This is a genomic window from Actinomadura coerulea, assembly GCF_014208105.1.
GTDB lineage: Bacteria > Actinomycetota > Actinomycetes > Streptosporangiales > Streptosporangiaceae > Spirillospora > Spirillospora coerulea.
Map to the genome: position 1 here is coordinate 3292499 of NZ_JACHMQ010000001.1, position 17312 is coordinate 3309810.

Annotated in this window: 15 protein-coding genes; 8 read left to right on the forward strand and 7 right to left on the reverse strand. The window is 74.2% G+C overall.

Annotated elements, in window-relative coordinates; all coding sequences use genetic code 11:
• The first annotated feature begins 20 nt into the window (after positions 1 to 20).
• Positions 21 to 686: a response regulator transcription factor gene (locus BKA00_RS15080; RefSeq protein ID WP_185025568.1), complete on the forward strand. Its 666-nt coding sequence runs from the start codon at positions 21 to 23 to the stop codon at positions 684 to 686.
• A 6-nt stretch (positions 687 to 692) separates the two neighbouring features.
• Here BKA00_RS15080 and BKA00_RS15085 read toward each other — a convergent pair whose 3' ends face one another.
• Genes BKA00_RS15085 through BKA00_RS15100 form a run of 4 tightly spaced genes read right to left on the reverse strand, consistent with a single transcriptional unit; the run spans position 693 to position 6887 of the window.
• The gene (locus tag BKA00_RS15085) at positions 693 to 1085 is read right to left on the reverse strand and encodes a hypothetical protein (protein WP_185025570.1); all 393 of its coding nucleotides are present in this window, start codon (positions 1083 to 1085) and stop codon (positions 693 to 695) included.
• Positions 1085 to 3415 (reverse strand): DUF4132 domain-containing protein, encoded by a 2331-nt coding sequence (locus BKA00_RS15090; RefSeq protein WP_185025572.1) that lies wholly within the window; start codon positions 3413 to 3415, stop codon positions 1085 to 1087. The genes BKA00_RS15085 and BKA00_RS15090 overlap by 1 nt, the downstream gene beginning before the upstream one ends.
• Entirely contained in the window at positions 3415 to 4656 is a 1242-nt protein-coding gene (locus BKA00_RS15095) for a DUF4132 domain-containing protein (RefSeq protein ID WP_185025574.1), read from the reverse strand. Before BKA00_RS15095 ends, BKA00_RS15090 begins: the two co-directional genes overlap by 1 nt.
• A 41-nt stretch (positions 4657 to 4697) precedes the next feature.
• A complete protein-coding gene (locus tag BKA00_RS15100; RefSeq protein WP_185025576.1) occupies positions 4698 to 6887 on the reverse strand; it encodes a DUF4132 domain-containing protein in 2190 nt (729 codons plus the stop codon).
• 114 nt (positions 6888 to 7001) lie between these two features.
• Here BKA00_RS15100 and BKA00_RS15105 point away from each other — a divergent pair, with 114 nt between their 5' ends.
• From BKA00_RS15105 to BKA00_RS15125, 5 genes are all read left to right on the forward strand, one after another.
• On the forward strand, positions 7002 to 8459 hold the full coding sequence (locus BKA00_RS15105; protein WP_185025578.1) for a flavin-containing monooxygenase: 1458 nt from the start codon (positions 7002 to 7004) through the stop codon (positions 8457 to 8459).
• Positions 8460 to 8483: 24 nt separating this feature from the next.
• Entirely contained in the window at positions 8484 to 9251 is a 768-nt protein-coding gene (locus tag BKA00_RS15110; protein ID WP_185025580.1) for an SDR family NAD(P)-dependent oxidoreductase, read from the forward strand.
• 120 nt (positions 9252 to 9371) lie between these two features.
• Complete coding sequence (locus BKA00_RS15115; RefSeq protein ID WP_185025582.1) at positions 9372 to 10319, forward strand: DMT family transporter; 948 nt, start codon at positions 9372 to 9374, stop codon at positions 10317 to 10319.
• A 17-nt stretch (positions 10320 to 10336) separates the two neighbouring features.
• Entirely contained in the window at positions 10337 to 11092 is a 756-nt protein-coding gene (locus BKA00_RS15120) for a serine protease (RefSeq protein ID WP_185025584.1), read from the forward strand.
• Between the two features lie 47 nt (positions 11093 to 11139).
• Entirely contained in the window at positions 11140 to 11460 is a 321-nt protein-coding gene (locus BKA00_RS15125; RefSeq protein WP_185025586.1) for a GroES family chaperonin, read from the forward strand.
• 450 nt (positions 11461 to 11910) lie between these two features.
• Here the strand turns inward: BKA00_RS15125 and BKA00_RS15130 are convergent, their stop codons facing one another.
• A complete protein-coding gene (locus tag BKA00_RS15130; RefSeq protein WP_185025588.1) occupies positions 11911 to 12234 on the reverse strand; it encodes a histone-like nucleoid-structuring protein Lsr2 in 324 nt (107 codons plus the stop codon).
• A gap of 398 nt (positions 12235 to 12632) precedes the next feature.
• Positions 12633 to 13928 (reverse strand): FAD-binding oxidoreductase, encoded by a 1296-nt coding sequence (locus tag BKA00_RS15135; RefSeq protein WP_185025590.1) that lies wholly within the window; start codon positions 13926 to 13928, stop codon positions 12633 to 12635.
• Between the two features lie 80 nt (positions 13929 to 14008).
• On the opposite strand from BKA00_RS15135, the gene pdxR reads away from it, so the two are divergent.
• Both pdxR and BKA00_RS15145 read left to right on the forward strand, forming a co-directional pair.
• Positions 14009 to 15436, forward strand: a complete 1428-nt coding sequence (gene pdxR / locus BKA00_RS15140; protein ID WP_185025592.1) for a MocR-like pyridoxine biosynthesis transcription factor PdxR — start codon at positions 14009 to 14011, stop codon at positions 15434 to 15436.
• Positions 15437 to 15748: 312 nt separating this feature from the next.
• Positions 15749 to 16249: a TetR-type transcription factor C-terminal domain-containing protein gene (locus BKA00_RS15145; RefSeq protein WP_338072133.1), complete on the forward strand. Its 501-nt coding sequence runs from the start codon at positions 15749 to 15751 to the stop codon at positions 16247 to 16249.
• A 4-nt stretch (positions 16250 to 16253) separates the two neighbouring features.
• On the opposite strand, the gene paaE is transcribed toward BKA00_RS15145, so the two are convergent.
• Positions 16254 to 17312, reverse strand: coding sequence for a 1,2-phenylacetyl-CoA epoxidase subunit PaaE (gene paaE / locus BKA00_RS15150; RefSeq protein ID WP_185025596.1), 1059 nt, complete (start codon positions 17310 to 17312; stop codon positions 16254 to 16256).

Sequence of the window (17312 nt, forward strand, 5' to 3'; positions counted from 1 at the left end):
ACGCGTGGCAGACTGGGTCCGTGAGCGTCGATCTGGACCGGAACGTCGTGCTGCGCGGCGAGGAGGAGCTGGTCGAGCGCGCCGGGCGGCTGTTCTTCGCGTGCGAGGAGTTCGCGTGCGCCGCGACGGACCAGAACACATGGGCGCTGCCCGGGCTGCGGGCGCGGATCGTCGCCGAGCGCCGCCGGATCCGCCCGGCCCCGTCCGTCCGCAAGCTGTACAACCCGGCGGCCCTGGCCGACGAGGAGTCCGAGCGGCGGCTCCTCGCGATCGCCGCCGCGGGCGCGCGGGTGCGGATCTGCGCGGCGCCGCTCCCGCACGAGACGATCATCGTGGACCGGAAGGTCGCCATCCTCGCCGGCCCGGTGGAGGGCGGCGTCCGCGAGTACACCGTCGTCCGGTCGCCGGGCGTGGTGAAGGGCGTGGTCTCGCTCTTCGAGGCGACGTGGGGGACGGCCGCCGAGCTGGCCGACCACCGGCGCGACCGGCCGCCCGCGCTGAGCGAGGAGAGCCTGCGCATCCTGCGGCTGCTCGGCGGCGGGCTGAAGGACGAGGCGGCCGCGCGGCGGCTCGGCATGTCGCTGCGGACCTACCGGCGCCGCGTCGCGGAGATCCTGGCCCTGCTGGACGCCGACTCCCGCTTCCAGGCGGGCCTGCGCGCCCACGAGTTCGGCCTGGTCGGCTGAGGCCCCTCAGCCGCCGACGAGCGGGACGAGCCTGATGAAGACCAGGTCGGGGTCGCCGGTGAGGTCGATCTCCTCGTCGAGGTCCTCGACCTGGCGGTCGGCGGCGAGCACGAAGAACCCGTTGCCGAGGAAGGCGCGCTCGGCGATGTCGGCCTGCCGCTCCCAGTCCAGGCGGCGGGGCTCGCGCAGCCGGTAGCCGTTCAGCTCCGCCTCGGCCCCGTCCGGGCGGACCAGGCCGTGGAACCGGTCGGAGGGGCGGGCGTTGTGCCGGGCGACCTCCTCGCGGACCCGGAGCCTGATCAGCTCCCGGACGGTCATCCGGTCGGGCAGCCCGGCCACCTGGAAGCTGGCGACGGGCGCGCCGGCGGCCGTCTCGTCGCGGAAGTTCACGGCGGGCATCAGGCACCTCGCTTGATCTGCATCAGGATGGACTCGTCCTCGATCGCGTCGTCGGCGGCGAGCAGGAACGCCTTGCTGATGATGAGGGAGAGCCGCTCGTCCTCGAACGGCAGGAAGACCCTGGCGCCGGCGGCGCGGCGCTCCGGGACGACGCAGAGGAACGCGTCGTCCGGTTCCATCACGATGTTGGCCGAGCCGAGGTGGATCTTGTAGGTGCGCAGCTCGCCGCGCACGACCAGGTAGCGGCCGTCGATCGCGCAGCGGTCGGCGATCCTCGTGCGCGGCAGGACGCGCTCCAGGGCCTCCCGGCGGGTCCGGGTCGACTCGCCGAGGTCGGCGTACCAGGCGCGCACCCAGTACTCGTGGCCCTCGCCGTCCTCCCACATGGGGTCGGCGGCGATGGAGGCGACGCCGACGAACAGGTCCACGTCCCGCATCGCCTCGCTGAACACCAGCGGCGGGACGTCGGCGAGGGCGGCCTCCCGCCAGCCGCCGTCGCCGCGGCGGTCGAACACCACCCGGTTCGTGCCGGCGATCTCGTGCTCGCCCTGCCAGTCGGCCAGGGCGTGGGAGAACCTGGCCCGCCACTCCCCCGCCGCCAGCGTCCGGACCGCCTCGTCGGAGCCTCCGCCGTCCCAGGGGCCGAGCAGGGAGCTCGTCCAGCCGCGGGCCCGGAACAGGGCGAACATCCGCCGGTAGTGGACGAGGTGCGCGGCGAACCGGTTGGAGTAGGTCGCGGTGTCCTCCTCCGCCGGGGTGAGGAGGTAGATCTCGCGGAACGCCTGCTTGAACGGCTGCCGGATCCGCCGCTCGACGAGCAGGTCGCGCCAGGCGCGCACCTCGTCGGGCCGCGACCTGATGGGGTGCCACAGCCGGACGGGCGCGTCGTCGGCGGCGTCCGGCAGTTCGTCCGCCTCGGGCAGGACGGTGCGCCAGTCGCCGGGGGCGGCCTCGATCTGCCAGAGGAGCGTGCGCACCGCCGGGCCGGCGATCGGGTGGCGCAGGAGCGTGTCGCGCCACCGGGCGAACGGGTGGACGGCGTCGACGGTGAAGCCGCCCTCCAGCGCCCGAGCGAGGGTGACGAGCTGCGCGCTGACGCGTTTGGCGAGGTCGCGCAGCTCCGCGACCTCGGCCTTGTGGTCGCGGCGGACGGGCGCGGGGACGCCCTTCAGCGCCGCGCCGTCCTTCTCGAAGGTCAGCTCGGCCTTGCCCGCGGTGACGGTGACGACGGCCGTGTAGGGGCCGAGGTCCCGCCGCAGGACGCCGTCGGGGCCGAACCCGAGCTCGGGGAGGCGCAGTGCGACCTCGGTCCGCTCGGCCAGGGCCGCCTCGACCTTTTTGATCATCTTGTCGAGCTGCTTGGGCACCCCGGCGTGCCGGACGATCCCGCGGACGGTCCGGATCGCGGTCACCAGCTCGGGCGTGGGGAACTCCTGCGCGGCCCGGACGATCTCGTACAGCATCGCCTGCGAGGGCAGCGCCTTGGCCTGCGTCGGAGCCACGGAGACGCCGGGCAGGAGGCGGTCGATCAGGTCGGGCAGCCACGGCTCGTCGCGCAGCAGTGCGATACGCGCGGCGTGGCCGACGGCGGCGACCTCGTTCCCGGTGAACGCCTTGTCCGCGCGGAAGGGGATCTCCCCCTCCTGGACGGCGCGGACGCGGTCGGCTGCGGCCTCCATCGCCGCGCGGGCGAACTCGACGAAGGCCGGGATGGCGGCGACACGCTCCCACACGTGGGGCGCGACCGCCGGGGAGGTGAAGGACCGGGTGTCGAACAGCTCGGCCAGCAGCACCCGTTCCGCCGGTTCGAGGCGCAGGACGAGGTCGAGTTCGTCCCGCGCGATCGGCCCCTGCCTGACCCGGTCGAGACGGTGGGCGACCGCCCGCAGGACGTCGTCGCCCGCGAGCCCGCCGATCGCCAGCAGCGCGAACGGCTGGTCGAGGCGCTCGCGGGCGAGGAGGTACTCGACGAGGGTCCGGGCCGGGCCGGCGAGGTCGGGCCACGGCTCCGTGCAGCGGACGAGCGCACCCACGCCGAGTTCGAGGTCGGCCCACTTGCGCTGGGCCAGCCCGCCGACGAGCGCCTGGAACATCCGCTCGCACGCCTCCGGCGTGTAGCGGGGCTGGCGCTGCTTGGCCTCGTCCTCGACCCTGAGCCGGACGGACATCGACACGAACGGCGCCTCCCGGCCGACCGCGTAGGCGGCGGGCACGAGGTCTCCGAGGTCGCGGTCGGACAGCGCCGACAGGTCGGGATACCAGGTGCGGAGGTCCTCGTCCTCCGTCGTCGGTTCGGTCATGGCTCGCAGCAGGCGCGCGACCAGCTTCATCAAGTCCCCCTCGTGATCTGCCGCAGGACGGCCTCGTCGGTGATGCGGTGGTCGGCGGCCAGCAGGAACGCCGTGCCGAGGACGCGGGCCAGCACCTCGTCCTCGAAGGGCAGGAACAGGCCCTTCCGCCCCGTCCGCCGGGCCGGCCCGACCCGCAGCCGCTCGCCGCCCGGCTCCGTCAGCACGTCGCCGGAGCCGAGGTGGACGCGGTAGGTGCGCAGCCCGCCGCGGACGACGAGGAAGCCCCCGTCGACCGCGCAGCGGCCGGCGATCCTCGTGCCGGGCAGGATCCGGCGCAGCACGTCCGCCCGGATCCCGGCGGTCGCGGACGGCGCACCGGACGGGTCCTCCTCCGCGGCCGGGGCGAGGCGCAGGAACAGGTCGGCCTCCCGCATCCCCTCGCTGAACACCGGCGGCGGCACGGCCCGCGGCGGCTCCTCGCGCCAGCGCCCGGCGGCCCGCCTCTCGAACGTCACCCGCGCCCGGCCCTCGCGGCAGCCGACCCGCCACGCGCCCTCGGCCAGGACGCGCCGGGCCTCCCCGTCGAAGCGGCCGCGGCGCAGGTCGGTCTCGGCGCCGGGCGGGCCGGGCCGGTAGGTCTCCCGGAACGCCTGCCGGAACGACTGCGCCATGCGGTTGCCGGTCACGAAGTTCCGCCAGGCCCGGACGGCGCCCGGCAGCGCCCGCACCGGATGCCACAGCCGCACCCGCGCGCCGCCGGGCGGCACGGGCAGGGCGCGGCCGTCCACGGTGACCAGGACGTCCTCCCCGGGCGTGGCGGTGTGCCAGTGCCCGTCCGGCTCCTCGAACTCCCAGATCAGCCCGTGCGCGACCCGCCCGGTGACCGGATGGTCGCGGTAGTGCCGGCACCACTGCCCGTACGGCCAGGTCCGCTCGGCCGCCATCAGCGCCTCGACCCGCTGCCGCTCGGCGGCCAGCGTCGCGCGGACCTGCCTCGCCAGCGCCTTCGTCTCCTTGACCTGCGCTGCGAACCCCGCCCTGAGCGCGCCGGGGACGGTCGGCAGCGGGCGGCCCTCCGCGCCGATGAAGGTGAGGCGGACGGTCATCGGGTCGGCGATGGCGATGACGGCCTGGTAGCCGCCGATGTCGCGGGCGAGCGAGCCGTCGCGGCCGAGCCCGTGCGCGGGCGCCCCGGGCTCTGGGGGGCCGGCGGGCCCGGCGGGGACGGGCGGGCGGTCCAGGAGGTCGAGCGCGGCCGGCGGCCGGTGGTCGTCGGACATGAGGTGATCTTTCCAGATGGAATCGCCGGTTCCGGGACGTTTCAGGTGATCACACGCCCGATCTGGCGCCGGATCGAGGCATCGGTGATCTTGTGGTCGGCGGCCAGCAGGAACGCCTTGCTGAGGATGAGCGAGAGCCGCTCGTCCTCGAACGGCAGGTACAGCGTGCCGAGGGCCCGGCGGCCCTGGACGACGCACAGGTAGGCGCCGTCCGGTTCCATCAGGACGTTCGCCGACCCGAGATGGATCCTGTAGGTGCGCAGCTCGCCGCGGACCACCAGGTGGCGGCCGTCCAGGGCGCAGCGGGCGGCGATCTTCGTGCGCGGCAGGATGCGCTCCAGCGCCGCGCGGCGGACCTCGGCGCTCGCGGTCAGCGCGCCGAAACCCGCCTCGCGCCAGTAGGCGGCGCGGCGGTCCTCACCGCGGTCGGCCCAGTCCGGGTCGGCGGCGATGGAGGTGACGCCGACGAACAGGTCGACGTCGCGCATCGCCTCGCTGAACACCGGCGGCGGGACGTCGGCGAGCGGCGCCTCCCGCCAGCGCCCGCCGTGCCGGCGCTCGAAGCGGACCTGGTCGGTCGCGGCGTGCTCGATCGCCCAGTCGCCGTCGTCGCCGGCCGGCTCGTGGTGGAAGCACGCCCGCCATGCGCCGCCGCCGAACTCGCCGCGCGCCTCGCCGTGGTGGCCGCCCTCGTGGCGGCCGAGGAAGTTCGCCTGCCAGCCCCGCTCCTTGAACAGCGCGTAGAGCCGCCGGTAGTGGACGATGTGCGCCGCGTACCGGTTGGAGTAGGCCGCGGTGGCCTCCTCCGCGGGGGTGAGGACGTAGATCTCGCGGAACGCCTGCTTGAACGGCTGCCGGACCTGCTCGTCGACGACCCGCTCCCGCCAGGCCCGCACCTCGTCCACGCCGGCCCGGATGGGATGCCAGAGCCGCACGTGCGCGGCGCCGCCGGGATCGGCGAGGGACGCGCGCCAGAGGCCGTCCTCGCCCTGGAACTCCCAGATGAGGCCGCGGACGACCGCCCCGGTGACCGGGTGGTCGCGGTAGAACTCGCGCCATTCGGCGTAGGGCCAGACGCGGTCCTCGGACATGAGGCCCTCGACGCGCGCCCGCTCGCTCGACAGCGTCGCCCGCACCTCCTTGGCGAGGGCCTTCGACCGCCTCAGCTCGTCGGGGAAGCCGTCCTTGACCGCGGCCGGGGCCGTCCGGGAGGTGCGGCCGCCCGGGCCGGTGAAGGTGGTGCGGACGGCCGCCGCGCCCTCGACCGCGACGCGCGCCGTGTGGTCGCCGAGGACCCGCTCCGCCGAACCGTCCGGGCCCAGGCCGTGGGCGGGGACGGTGCGCTCCACGAGCTGCGCCCGCGTGATGCCCTGCCGTTCGGCCGCCGCCTGGAGCGCCGTGTCGAGCTGCTTGCGCAGCGCGCGGTTCGTGACCGGCGTGCGCAGCCGCCAGAGCGCCTCCAGCGCGCTCGGATCGTCGACCGCGCCCAGCGCGTTGATCGCCGCGCCCGCGACCTTGGGGCCCTCGTAGAGGTCGCGCCCGGCCGTGCCCATGCGCAGGGCGACGGCCCGGAGCCGGGGCACCGCCTCCGGGCCGCCGGTGAGGGCCGCCGCCCAGACGAGGCCGCGCGCGACGTCTCCGTGGTGCGGCTGGACCAGATGGTGGTACCCGCAGGAGAAGTCGGTGTGCGGGCCGTCCTCGCGGGGGCAGTGCGGCTCGTCCTCCGCGAGCACGCGGAGGCATTCGGCGACCTCCTCGCGCGCGGCCGCCTCGTCGGCGAGGGCGACGCACGCGCGGTGCCACGCGCGCGTGGGGCGCGGCGCCGACAGGCTCGCCAGGTGCCGGACGAACCGGGTCAGGTCGGGCGACGGCGCGTCCCGCACCCGCTCGCGGAGCGGCGCGGCCCACGCGTCGTGGACGGGGAGCACGCCCTCGGGCAGATACGCCTCGTCCACGCTCGCCAGCAGCGCCCGAAGGCGGCGGTCGACCCGCTCCCGGTACCCGATCGGGACGTCGGCCCGCGCGAAGAGGCCGTTGACGTGCTTCAGCAGCGGCGCCAGCTCGCGCAGCGCCCCGGTGCCGAGGCGCTCGGCGGAGGGCAGCGCCTCCTGGAGGAGCAGGGCGAACCGGGGGCCGTCCTTCTCGGACCCGCAGGCGCGCGCCAGCATCGCCTGGACCGTTCCGGGACCGGCGTCGGCGCGCGCTTCGGCGGGGAGGGCGTCGTCGGACATGCCGGGATGCTGGCAGAACCGACCGACAAAACGCGCCGCGGCGACACCTTCTCAGTGACCTCAGGGTCACCTACGCTCGTGGGGCACCGATACAGAACGGGATTCGGGACGGCCATGACGCACAGCGTGGTGATCATCGGAGGCGGGTTCGGCGGGATCGGGATGGCGATCCGGCTGCGGCGGGCCGGCGTCCGCGACGTGGTGATCCTGGAGAAGGCCGCCGACCTCGGCGGGACCTGGCGCGACAACACCTACCCGGGCGCGGCCTGCGACGTCCCGTCCCACCTGTACTCGTTCTCGTTCGAGCGCAAGACCGACTGGTCGCGCCGCTTCCCGCCGCAGGCGGAGATCCTGGAGTACCTGCGGCACTGCGCCCGCAAGCACGGCGTCCTGGACGCGATCCGGTTCGGCGCCGAGGTGACCGAGGCGCGGTTCGACGAGGACGCGGCGCTCTGGCGGATCTCCACGACCACCGGGGACCTCGCGGCGCGGGTGCTCGTCTCGGCGTGCGGGCAGCTCAACCGGCCCGAACTGCCCCCGATCGAGGGGCGGGAGTCGTTCACGGGGCCCGCCTTCCACTCCTCCCGCTGGGACCACGGCACCGACCTGCGGGGCAGGCGCGTCGCGGTGGTCGGGACGGGCGCGAGCGCGGTCCAGATCGTCCCGGAGGTCGCCAGGGAGGCGGCGGAGCTGCTGCTGTTCCAGCGGTCCGCGCCGTACGTGATCGACAAACCGGACCGGCCGTACCGGGACTGGGAGCGCGCCGCGCTGCGGGCCGTGCCGGGGCTGTACGCGCTGAGCCGCGCCCGGATCTACGCGCTGTTCGAGGCCCGCGCGCTCGGCTTCATCCGGTACCCGCGGCTGATGGGGATCATGGAGCGCGGCTTCCGCCGGCACCTGGCCGAGCAGGTCGCCGACCCCGCGCTGCGCGCCGAACTCGTCCCCGGATACCGGATGGGGTGCAAGCGGATCCTGCTGTCCGGCGACTACTATGCGGCGCTGAACAGGCCCAACGTGCACCTGGTCACCGACCCGATCGAGCGCGTCACCCCGACGGGCGTCCAGACCGCGGGCGGCGCGCACGAGGCGGACGTCATCGTCTACGCGACCGGGTTCCGCTCCACCGAGTTCCTGTCCCCCATGAAGATCGTCGGACGGGGCGGGCGGGAGCTGAACGAGGCGTGGCGGGACGGCGCGCGGGCCCACCTCGGCATCACCGTCAGCGGCTTCCCCAACCTGTTCCTGCTGTACGGGCCCTACACCAACCTCGGGCACAACTCGATCATCTACATGCTGGAGTCGCAGTTCCGCTACGTCCTCGGATGCGTGGAGGCGCTGCGCGGCGCGGGCCTGGCCTGGATCGACGTGCGGCCGGACGTGCAGGACGCGTTCGTCAGGGAGATGCAGGAGCGGATGCGCTCCACCGTGTGGGAGGCGGGCTGCCGGAGCTGGTACATGACGGCGGGCGGGAAGGTCGTCAACAACTGGCCGGGCTACACCTTCGCCTACCGCCGCGCGACCCGCCGCCCCGACCCGCGGCATTTCCGCGCGCGGCGCGCACCCGCCCGGTAGGGGACGCACCCTAGGCTCGGTGCCATGCCGACCGCCTTCATCACCGGCGCGACCGCGGGGATCGGTGCCGCCTTCGCCCGCCGCCTCGCCTCCGACGGGTTCGACCTGGTCCTGCTGGCCCGCGACGCCGAACGGCTGGAGCGCACCGCCGGCGAGCTGCGCGCCGCCTACGGCGTGCGCGCCGAGACGCTGCCCGCCGACCTGTCCACCGAGGAGGGCCTGGCCGCGGCCGAGGAGCGCGCCCGCAAGGACGTCGACCTGCTGGTCAACAACGCCGGGTTCGGCAACAAGGGCGTGTTCCTGGACGTCCCGGTGTCGGACGAGCTGACCATGCTGCGCGTGCACTGCGAGGCCGTCCTGCGGCTGACGCACGCCGTCCTCCCGGGGATGCTCTCGCGCGGCCGGGGCGGCGTCGTCAACGTCTCGTCGGTCGCGGCGTTCGCGACGCGCGGCACCTACGGGGCGTCCAAGGCGTGGGTCGTGAACTTCAGCCAGGGCGTCGCGGCCGACATCCGGAGGCGGTCGCGGGGCCGCGTCCGGGTGATGGCGCTGTGCCCCGGGTTCGTGCACACCGAGTTCCACGACCGCGCCCAGATGGACATGTCGGACGTCCCGGGCTTCATGTGGCTGGACAAGGACGACGTCGTGGCCGCCGCCCTGCGCGACCTGCGCCGCGGCGTGCAGGTCAGCGTCCCGGGAGCGCAGTACAAGGCCGTCGTCGGGGCCACGCGGCTCCTCCCCCGCGGGCTCGTCTCCCGCCTGTCGTCCACCCGCGGCCGTCACTACGATTGATCGTTTAGCGGGGTCACGGCCTTGTCACGGGCGGTGCGAGAGGGCATCGTGGCAGGGCGAGTCGCTTCGAGGCGCGCCGGACGACTCTTCCCGCCCCCGTCCGCCGAAGGGTCTTTCCCGATGGGTCACGACCTGGGCTACGCCGCCCTCGCCCTGCTCGCCACCACCGTCTACTACATCGCCTTCCTCGTCTTCCGCGTCTCCGCGCGCCGGATGGAGCCGCTGCGGGGCAGCCGCCCGTTCCGCGTCGCCCGGCTCATGCTGACCGACCCCGTCTGGCTGGGCGGCGGCCTCCTGCTGTTCCTCGGCCTCGGCTACGAGGTCGTCGCGTTCTCCGCGGTGCCGCTCGCCGTCGCGCAGCCCGTCTTCGCCCTCGGCCTGGTGCTCCTCGTCGCCTTCGCGACCGGGTTCCTCGGGGAGCGGCTGAGCCTGCGCGAATGGGCGAGCGTCGCGCTGTTCGTCGTCGCCACCGGGCTGATCGGCCTCTCGGCCACGACCGAGGGCGAGCCGCGCGCCGACGCCACCCTCGCCGGGACGCTCGCCCGGCCCTGGACGATGCTCGCCGTGTGCACCCCGGCGGTGGCCGCCGCGGCCCTGGTGTGGCTGGTCGGCGACCGGCGCGCGGGCGGGCGGCACGCCCGCAGGCTCGCCGGGGTCGCCTACGGGATCGGCGCCGGGGCCTGCGCCGGGCTGGCCGAGGCCGGCATCCGCGGCATCTCGATCGTCTACCAGGACACCGGCAGCGTGCGCGCGGTGCTGGAGTCCCCCTACCCGTACCTGACGATCGGCCTCGCCGCGATCGCGCTCGGGCAGCTCCAGGTCGCGCTGCAGCGCTGCCGGATCGCGATCGTCGCGGTCGTCCTCACCGTCATCGGCCGGACGTACCTCGTCCTCAGCAGCACCGTCCTGTTCGGCGAGCAGTGGCCGCGCGACACCGTCCCGTTCGCTCTCCGGGCGGGCGGATTCGCGCTCGCGCTCGCCGCCCTGGCGCTGTTCCCCCGCTACGAGGACCCGGCCGCGCAGGCGCAGCGGGCCGCCGCCGGGAAACGGGTGCGCGCCGTCCCCTGATCGCCTACAGTGCGGCCATGGCCCTGCCGTCACGCCGGTCCCTCGGTCTCGCGCTGCTCGGAGCCTGCCTGGGGCTCACGCCGCTCGCCGCCCCCGCGAACGCCGTCACGGGCGGCACCCCGGTACCCGCCGCCCGGTACCCGTGGCTGGCCGCCGTGGGCTCCCCGATCTTCTTCGTCCGGCCGTCCGGGCAGTTCTGCGGCGGCGTGCTGACCAGGCCCGACCAACTCATCACCGCGGGCCACTGCGTGTCGATGTTCCGCTCGGTGCCCGGCGTCCTCACCGCCACCTTCGGCCGGGACGACCTGACCGGCCGCGGCGGGGAGACCATCGCGGTGAAGTCAGTGCGCATGCACCCGAAATACCGCGAGACGACCTTCAAGGACGAGACCGTCAGCCACCACGACCTCGCCGTCCTGACGCTCGCGCGCCGCGTGAACCGCCCGCCCGCACCCCTCGGCACGCCCGGCTCCGCCCGCGCGGCAGAGATCGCCGGATGGGGCTTCACGTCTGAGAACGACCTGTTCAACACCCGCCTGCGCGCGGCCCGCGTACCGCTCCCCGGCGACGCCGCCTGCCGCCGCGCCTACGGCGACTCCTTCGACCCGTCCGACATGCTCTGCGCCGGGTCGGCCAAGGCCGACTCCTGCCAGTTCGACAGCGGCGGCCCGCTGATCGCCGGCGGGCGCGTCGCCGCGCTCGTCTCCTGGGGCTACGGCTGCGGCAAGCCCGGCTACCCCGGCGTCTACGCCAGGCTCGCCTCCCTGCCCTGACCCCGCTCGGAACGCTCCCACCCGCGCGGACGGATAAACTCGCCGGCGTGTCCGAGCCGAAGTTCGAAGTCCAGATGCTGCACGACCGCGTCATGATCAAATCCGAGAAGGACAGCGGCGAGCGCCGCAGCACCGGCGGCATCGTCATCCCCGCGACGGTCGAGCAGCAGAACCGCCTGGCGTGGGGAGAGGTCTGCGGGGTCGGCCACCACGTCCGGATCGTCAAGCCCGGCGACCGCGTCCTGTTCCACCCCGGCGACCAGTACGAGGTCGAGATCCAGGGCGAGAACTACCTGATCATGCGCGAACGCGACCTGCACGCCATCGCCAGCGAACGCCCAGAGCACGGCACTGGGTTGTATCTATAGCTTTTTCTCCTCCTTCGGGCCTGGCGGCCCTGCTCTGCCTATTGCAGTGCCCTCCTCCTTCGGGCCCGGAGGGCCCTCCATCGTCGAGCACTGCGGCGATCGCTGGCATCGCGCCGGCTCGCCTTGGCGGCTCGCTGCGCGATCAGGTTCTCGCTTCGCTCGAACCTGCCTTCGGACGCGATCGCAACCGTTGGGGTTGTCGCGGGGTTGCTGTGTCGGCTGGGGTTGTCGCAGTAGTGGGTGCGGGTTGGCGGGCAGGGGGCGCTAGACCGACCCGGTAAGGCGCGATGGGTTCTGGCTCGTCGCCTTGGTAAGGCGGCTGCCGGCATGTCCTGTCGGGCGGCCGCAAACGCTCCGGAGATCCCGCCGCATACCGTTCAGCGCCGGGTGCGGAGCGACTCGGAGCCCGCAGCCGCCTGGAATGGGCATCCGCCCGGCCGGAAGCCCGGGTCAGTGCGCGGCCTCGAACTTCTGGAGCACATCGGCGGGAATGCGCCCGCGGTCGTTGACGGGAATTCCCGCCGACCTCGCCCACCGGCGGATCTCGGCGCTGCGCTCACGGCTGCCCGCCGTGCGCGTCGCGCTCCTCGCCGCGGCGCGGCGCGCCTTGCGGGCGTGCTCCCGGTAAGGCTCGATGACCTTGCGGAGTTTGGCGGCGTTCTTCTTGTTCAGGTCGATCTCATAGGACCTGCCGTCCAGCGAGAACGAGACGGTTTCCACCGCCTCCCCACCGCTGATGTCGTCGACCAGGCGAACCTTGACCTGCTGCGCCATGAATTGCCTTCCCCCTCGTTCAGTGACGATTGACGGTCCCGTCTTCATACTAGGCCGCCGGGGAACAGGCCAGGTCATCGAAACCGCGCCGCCGCGGCCGCGTCCGGGCGAGGCACCGCCCCCATGTTCCGGTATAAAGGCAGCAGACCGGTGCGGACACGATGCTTCTGCAATTCGGACCCAGTCTTGGCCATTTCTTGTGTTGCTGTGTCTATTGCAGTGCCCTTCTCCTTCGGGTTTGGCGGCCCTCCATCGCCGGGCACTGCGGCGATCGCCGGCATCGCGCCGGCTCGCTGCGCGATCAGGTTCTCGCTCGCTCGAACCTGCCTTCGGACGCGATCGCGATCCCTGAGGTCGTCCCGTGGTCGGTGGGGTGAGGCGGCGCGGGGGGCCGGGGGTCAGGGGGTGAGCGGGAAGTTGGCGCGGAAGGTGTCGTGCGGGTCGTGGCTCGCCTTGATGCGGCGGAGGCGGGCCAGCGCCTCGGGGGCGAACGCGCTCGCGGCGGTCTCCTCCGGGTTGAGGAACGTGAAGGGCTTGCGGCCGCCGGCGGGCAGCAGATCGGCGATCGCGGCCTGCTTCGCCGCGACCGCCTCGGCGGTCGCCGGATCGGCCGGGATGCCGAACATGTACAGCGCGTAGCGCTCGGTGAGGGGCCCGTGCGGGCTGCCGGAGGGCCGGGCGAACGCACCCTCCAGATGCCGGATCTGCACGCTCAGCAAGGGGGCGATCGGCTCGGCCAGCAGCGCCTTGACCGAGCGGTCGTCCAGGTCCGTGAGCAGTTCGGCCCGTGAGCGTCCGGCGCCGGGGTCGGTGGGTTCCGCCGTGATGGCGCCCAGCTCGGAGACGGGCATGGTCGCCCTGCCGTCGGACAGCGGGCGGGCGAGCCGGTCCAGGGGGCGCAGCAGCTCGCGCGCCTCGTCCGCCGGGCCGAGGTGGGTGACGTCCACGGCGACCATCGGGTCGGAGCCGGGGAAGTGCAGCAGGTCCAGCCAGGCGGTCAGCTCGTCCGGGGCGGCGGCGGTGATCTGCCGGTAGGCGTCCATCACCTCGGGCGCGTGGACGGCCGGCCACAGCATCCGGCCCCCGTACAGGTCCGGCGCCGGGTGCAGTGCCAGGTCGAGGGACGTCACGATGGCGAGGCCGCCGCCCCCGCCGCGCAGCGCCCAGAACAGGTCGGGGTCGGCGTCCGCGGTGACGCGCCGCCGGCGGCCCTCGCCGTCGACGACCTCGAAGGCGGTGACGCTGTCGGCGACCCACCCGTGGGCGCGGCCGAACCAGCTCAGCCCGCCGCCGAGGGCGACCCCGGCGACGCTGACCACGGGAGAGCTCCCCGGCAGCCCGGTCAGGCCGTGCGGGGCGACCGCCGCCTGGAGCCGCCCCGAGGCGACGCCCGCGCCGACCCGGGCGCGGCGGGCCGCCGGGTCGACCTCCAGGCCGTCCAGCCGCCGGGTGCGCAGCAGGATCGCGCCCTCCGTGCGGCCGGTGGCGCCGTGGCCGTTGGGCTGCGTGGCGATGGCCGTCCCGGCGGAACGGGCGTACCGGACGAGCGCGGCGACGTCATCGGCGTCGGCGGCCTCGACCACGGCCTCCACCGGCTGCTCGACGGCCAGGTTCCAGGGACGCCGGGCGGCGTCGAAGCCCGCGTCGCCGGGCAGCAGGACCCGGCCGCGGACGGCAGCGCGCAAGTCGTTCATCATTCCTCCGAGTCAGCAGGTCATCAAGCTCTACACCGCAAATCTAGGAGGACGAGAGACCGGCGGTAGGGTGCAATTCCATGGCAGAAAACTGGGTCAATCTGGCGGAGCGGATCGGAGCCGACCTCCACCTGGAGCTGCCCGGCGGCGGGCGTCGGGCGGCGCTGACCCGCGCGCTGCGGGCGGCGGTCCGCTCCGGGCGGCTGGCCCCCGGCACCCGGCTTCCGCCCTACCGCTCGCTGGCCGCCGACCTGGGCCTCGCCCGCAACACCGTCGCCGACGCCTACGCCGAACTCGTCGCCGAGGGCTGGCTGACCGCCCGCCAGGGCTCCGGGACGAGGGTGGCACTCGGCGCGCAGCCCGAGGCCCGCCCCGCACCACGTTCCAGCGGGGGCCGTCCCCCCGAACCGGTGCACGACCTGCGGCAGGGCCAGCCGGACGCCGCGTCCTTCCCGCGCGCCGCATGGCTGGCGTCGGCGCGCCGGGCGGTCACCGCGGCGCCGAACGAGGCCTTCGGCCCCGGCGACCCGCGCGGACGCCCCGAGTTGCGCCGCGCGCTGGCCGCCTACCTGGCCCGCACCCGCGGCGTGCGGACCGACGCCGACCACATCGTGGTCTGCTCCGGCTTCGCGCACGCCCTGCGCCTGCTGTTCGGAGGCGGGGCGCTGCCCGGCCCGCTGGCGGTCGAGGGGTACGGCCTCCCTTTCCACCGCGCCCTGCTGGAGCAGGCCGGTACGCGCACCCGTCCCCTCACAGTCGACGGCGACGGCGCGCGGATCGACGAGCTCTCCAAAGCCGAGCCCACCGTCCTCCTGACACCCGCGCACCAGTTCCCCACAGGCGGCCCGCTGCATTCGCGCAGACGCACGGCGGTGGCCGAGTGGGCCGCCGCATCGGACGGGCTCATCATCGAGGACGACTACGACGGCGAGTTCCGCTACGACCGCCAGCCCGTCGGCGCGGTACAGGGCCTGGCCCCCGACCGGGTGCTGTACATCGGCTCCGCCAGCAAGAGCCTGTCCCCCGCGGTCCGGCTCGGCTGGATGGTCCTTCCCGACCGCCTGGTGGACTGCGTCCTCGCGGCCAAGGGCGAGCGCGAGGCATGGGCGGGCGTCCTCGACCAGCTGACCCTGGCCGACTTCCTCGACTCCGGTTCCTACGACCGCCACGTCCGCCGCATGCGCCAGAGGTACCGCACCCGCCGCGACCGCTTCGTCACCGCCCTGGCCGAGCACGCGCCCCACGTCCACGCGACGGGGATCGCCGCCGGCCTGCACGCCGTCCTGCGCCTGCCGTCCGGCACCGAGGCCGCCACTGCGGAAGCGGTGGCCCGCGCCGGGGTGGCGGTCGACGCCCTGTCGGCGTTCCGTCACCCCAGCGCCCGCCTTCCGCCCCAGGACGGCCTGGTGGTCGGCTACGCGACACCCCCGGACCACGCCTTCGAGTCGGCACTGCAAGCACTCGTGCGAGTCCTCGCCACCAGCCGCCGAAGCGGAGAATCGCCCTGACCGCCGCCGCCACATTGAAGACCAGCCGGACCGGGAAGAGCCCCCGGCCCGCACCGCGACCACACGACGACCTTCAGGTCCCGATCGCGTCCGAAGGCAGATTCGAGCCTGCGAGAATCTGATCGCGCCGCGAGCCGCCAGGCGAGACGGAGCGATGCCGGCGATCGCCCCGTTCTTTAGACGATGGAGGGCCGCCAGGTCCGAAGGAGGATAAAAAACAAAATGAAACGCGGGAGGCCCGGGTATGACCAGGCGACGGTTCTGCGGCGGGCCATCGAGCTCTTCAATCGGAAGGGCTACGAGGGGACCAGTATGGGGGACCTCGCTGAGGAGCTCGGGTTCAGCAAGTCGGCGATCTACCACCATGTGCCGGGGAAGACGCATCTGCTCGCGCTGGCCCTGGACGAGGCGCTCGACGAGCTGACGGCGGTGATCCGCGAGGCGCAGGACGAGTCGGGGGGCAGCGCGTACGAGCGGCTGCGGGCGGTGGTGCGGGAGAGCGTGCGGGTGCTGGTGGCCCACCAGCCGGCGGTGACGCTGCTGCTGCGGGTGCGCGGGAACAGCGAGGTGGAGCTGGCGGCGCTCCAGCGGCGGCGGTGGATCGACGCGCGGCTGGCGGAGCTGGTGCGGGCGGCGGCCGCGGAGGGGGCGGTGCGCGGCGACGTGCCGCCGGAGCTGGTGAGCCGGCTCCTGTTCGGGATGGTCAATTCGCTGGTCGAGTGGTATCGGCCGGGCGGGGAGGTGAGCGCGGACGAGCTGTCGGACGCCATCACCGCGATCGCGTTCGACGGGCTGGCGGCGCCGCCGGCCTGAGGGGTCAGGCGTCGAAGTCGACGGTGACGGTGTCGCTGACGGGGTGGGACTGGCAGGTGAGCACGAACCCGGCCGCGACCTCGGCGGGTTCCAGGGCGTAGTTGCGGACCATGTCGACCTCGCCGTCGGTGACGCGGGCGCGGCAGGTGCCGCAGACGCCTCCCTTGCAGGCGAACGGCAGGTCGGCGCGGGTGGCCTGGGCGGCGTCCAGGATGCGCTGGTCGCGCGGCATCGGCGCGGTGCTCGACCGGCCGTCCAGCACGACGGTGACCTCGCTGGTCTCGCCGGTGGCGGCGGGGGCGTCGCGCCGCACCTCGGGGGGCGGCTCGTCGACGTAGAACAGCTCGACGTGCACCTTGTCGCGGGGGACGCCGAACTCGCCGAGGACGTCGCGGGCGGCGGTGACCATGGGCAGGGGGCCGCAGAGCCAGACGTGGTCGACGTCGTCGACGGGCGTCACGGCGCTCAGCAGGCGGCGCAGGCGGTCGGCGTCGAGGCGGCCGGAGAAAAGCTCGACGTCGCGGGGCTCGCGGCTCAGCACGTGGACGAGCTGGAACCGCGGGCCGTAGCGGTTCTTGAGATCGCCGAGCTCCTCGGCGAACATCACCGTCCCGCTGGTGCGGTTGCCGTACAGCAGCCGCACCTCGGTGCCCGGGTTGGCGAGCACGGTGGCGGCGATGGAGATCATCGGGGTGATGCCGGAGCCCGCCGCGATCAGCAGGTGCCGTCCGGGCTCGGCGGGGTCGGCCCGCAGGCTGCCGGAGGGGACCTGGACGTCGATCTCGGTGCCGGGGCGGACCTCCCGCACGAGCCAGGAGGAGAACAGGCCCTCGGGGATCTCGCGGACGCCGATCCGGGGCCGGGCGCCCGCCGGGGCGCAGATCGAGTACGACCGGCGGTGCTCCCGCCCGTCGATCACCCTGCGCAGCGTGAGGCTCTGGCCGGCCGCGAACGCGTAGTCGCCGGCGAGTTCGGGCGGGACGTCGAACGTCACCGCGGCCGAGTCGTCGGTCAGCCGGTCGACCGCGGCCACCTTCAACGGGTGGAACGTCGCTGGCGCCAC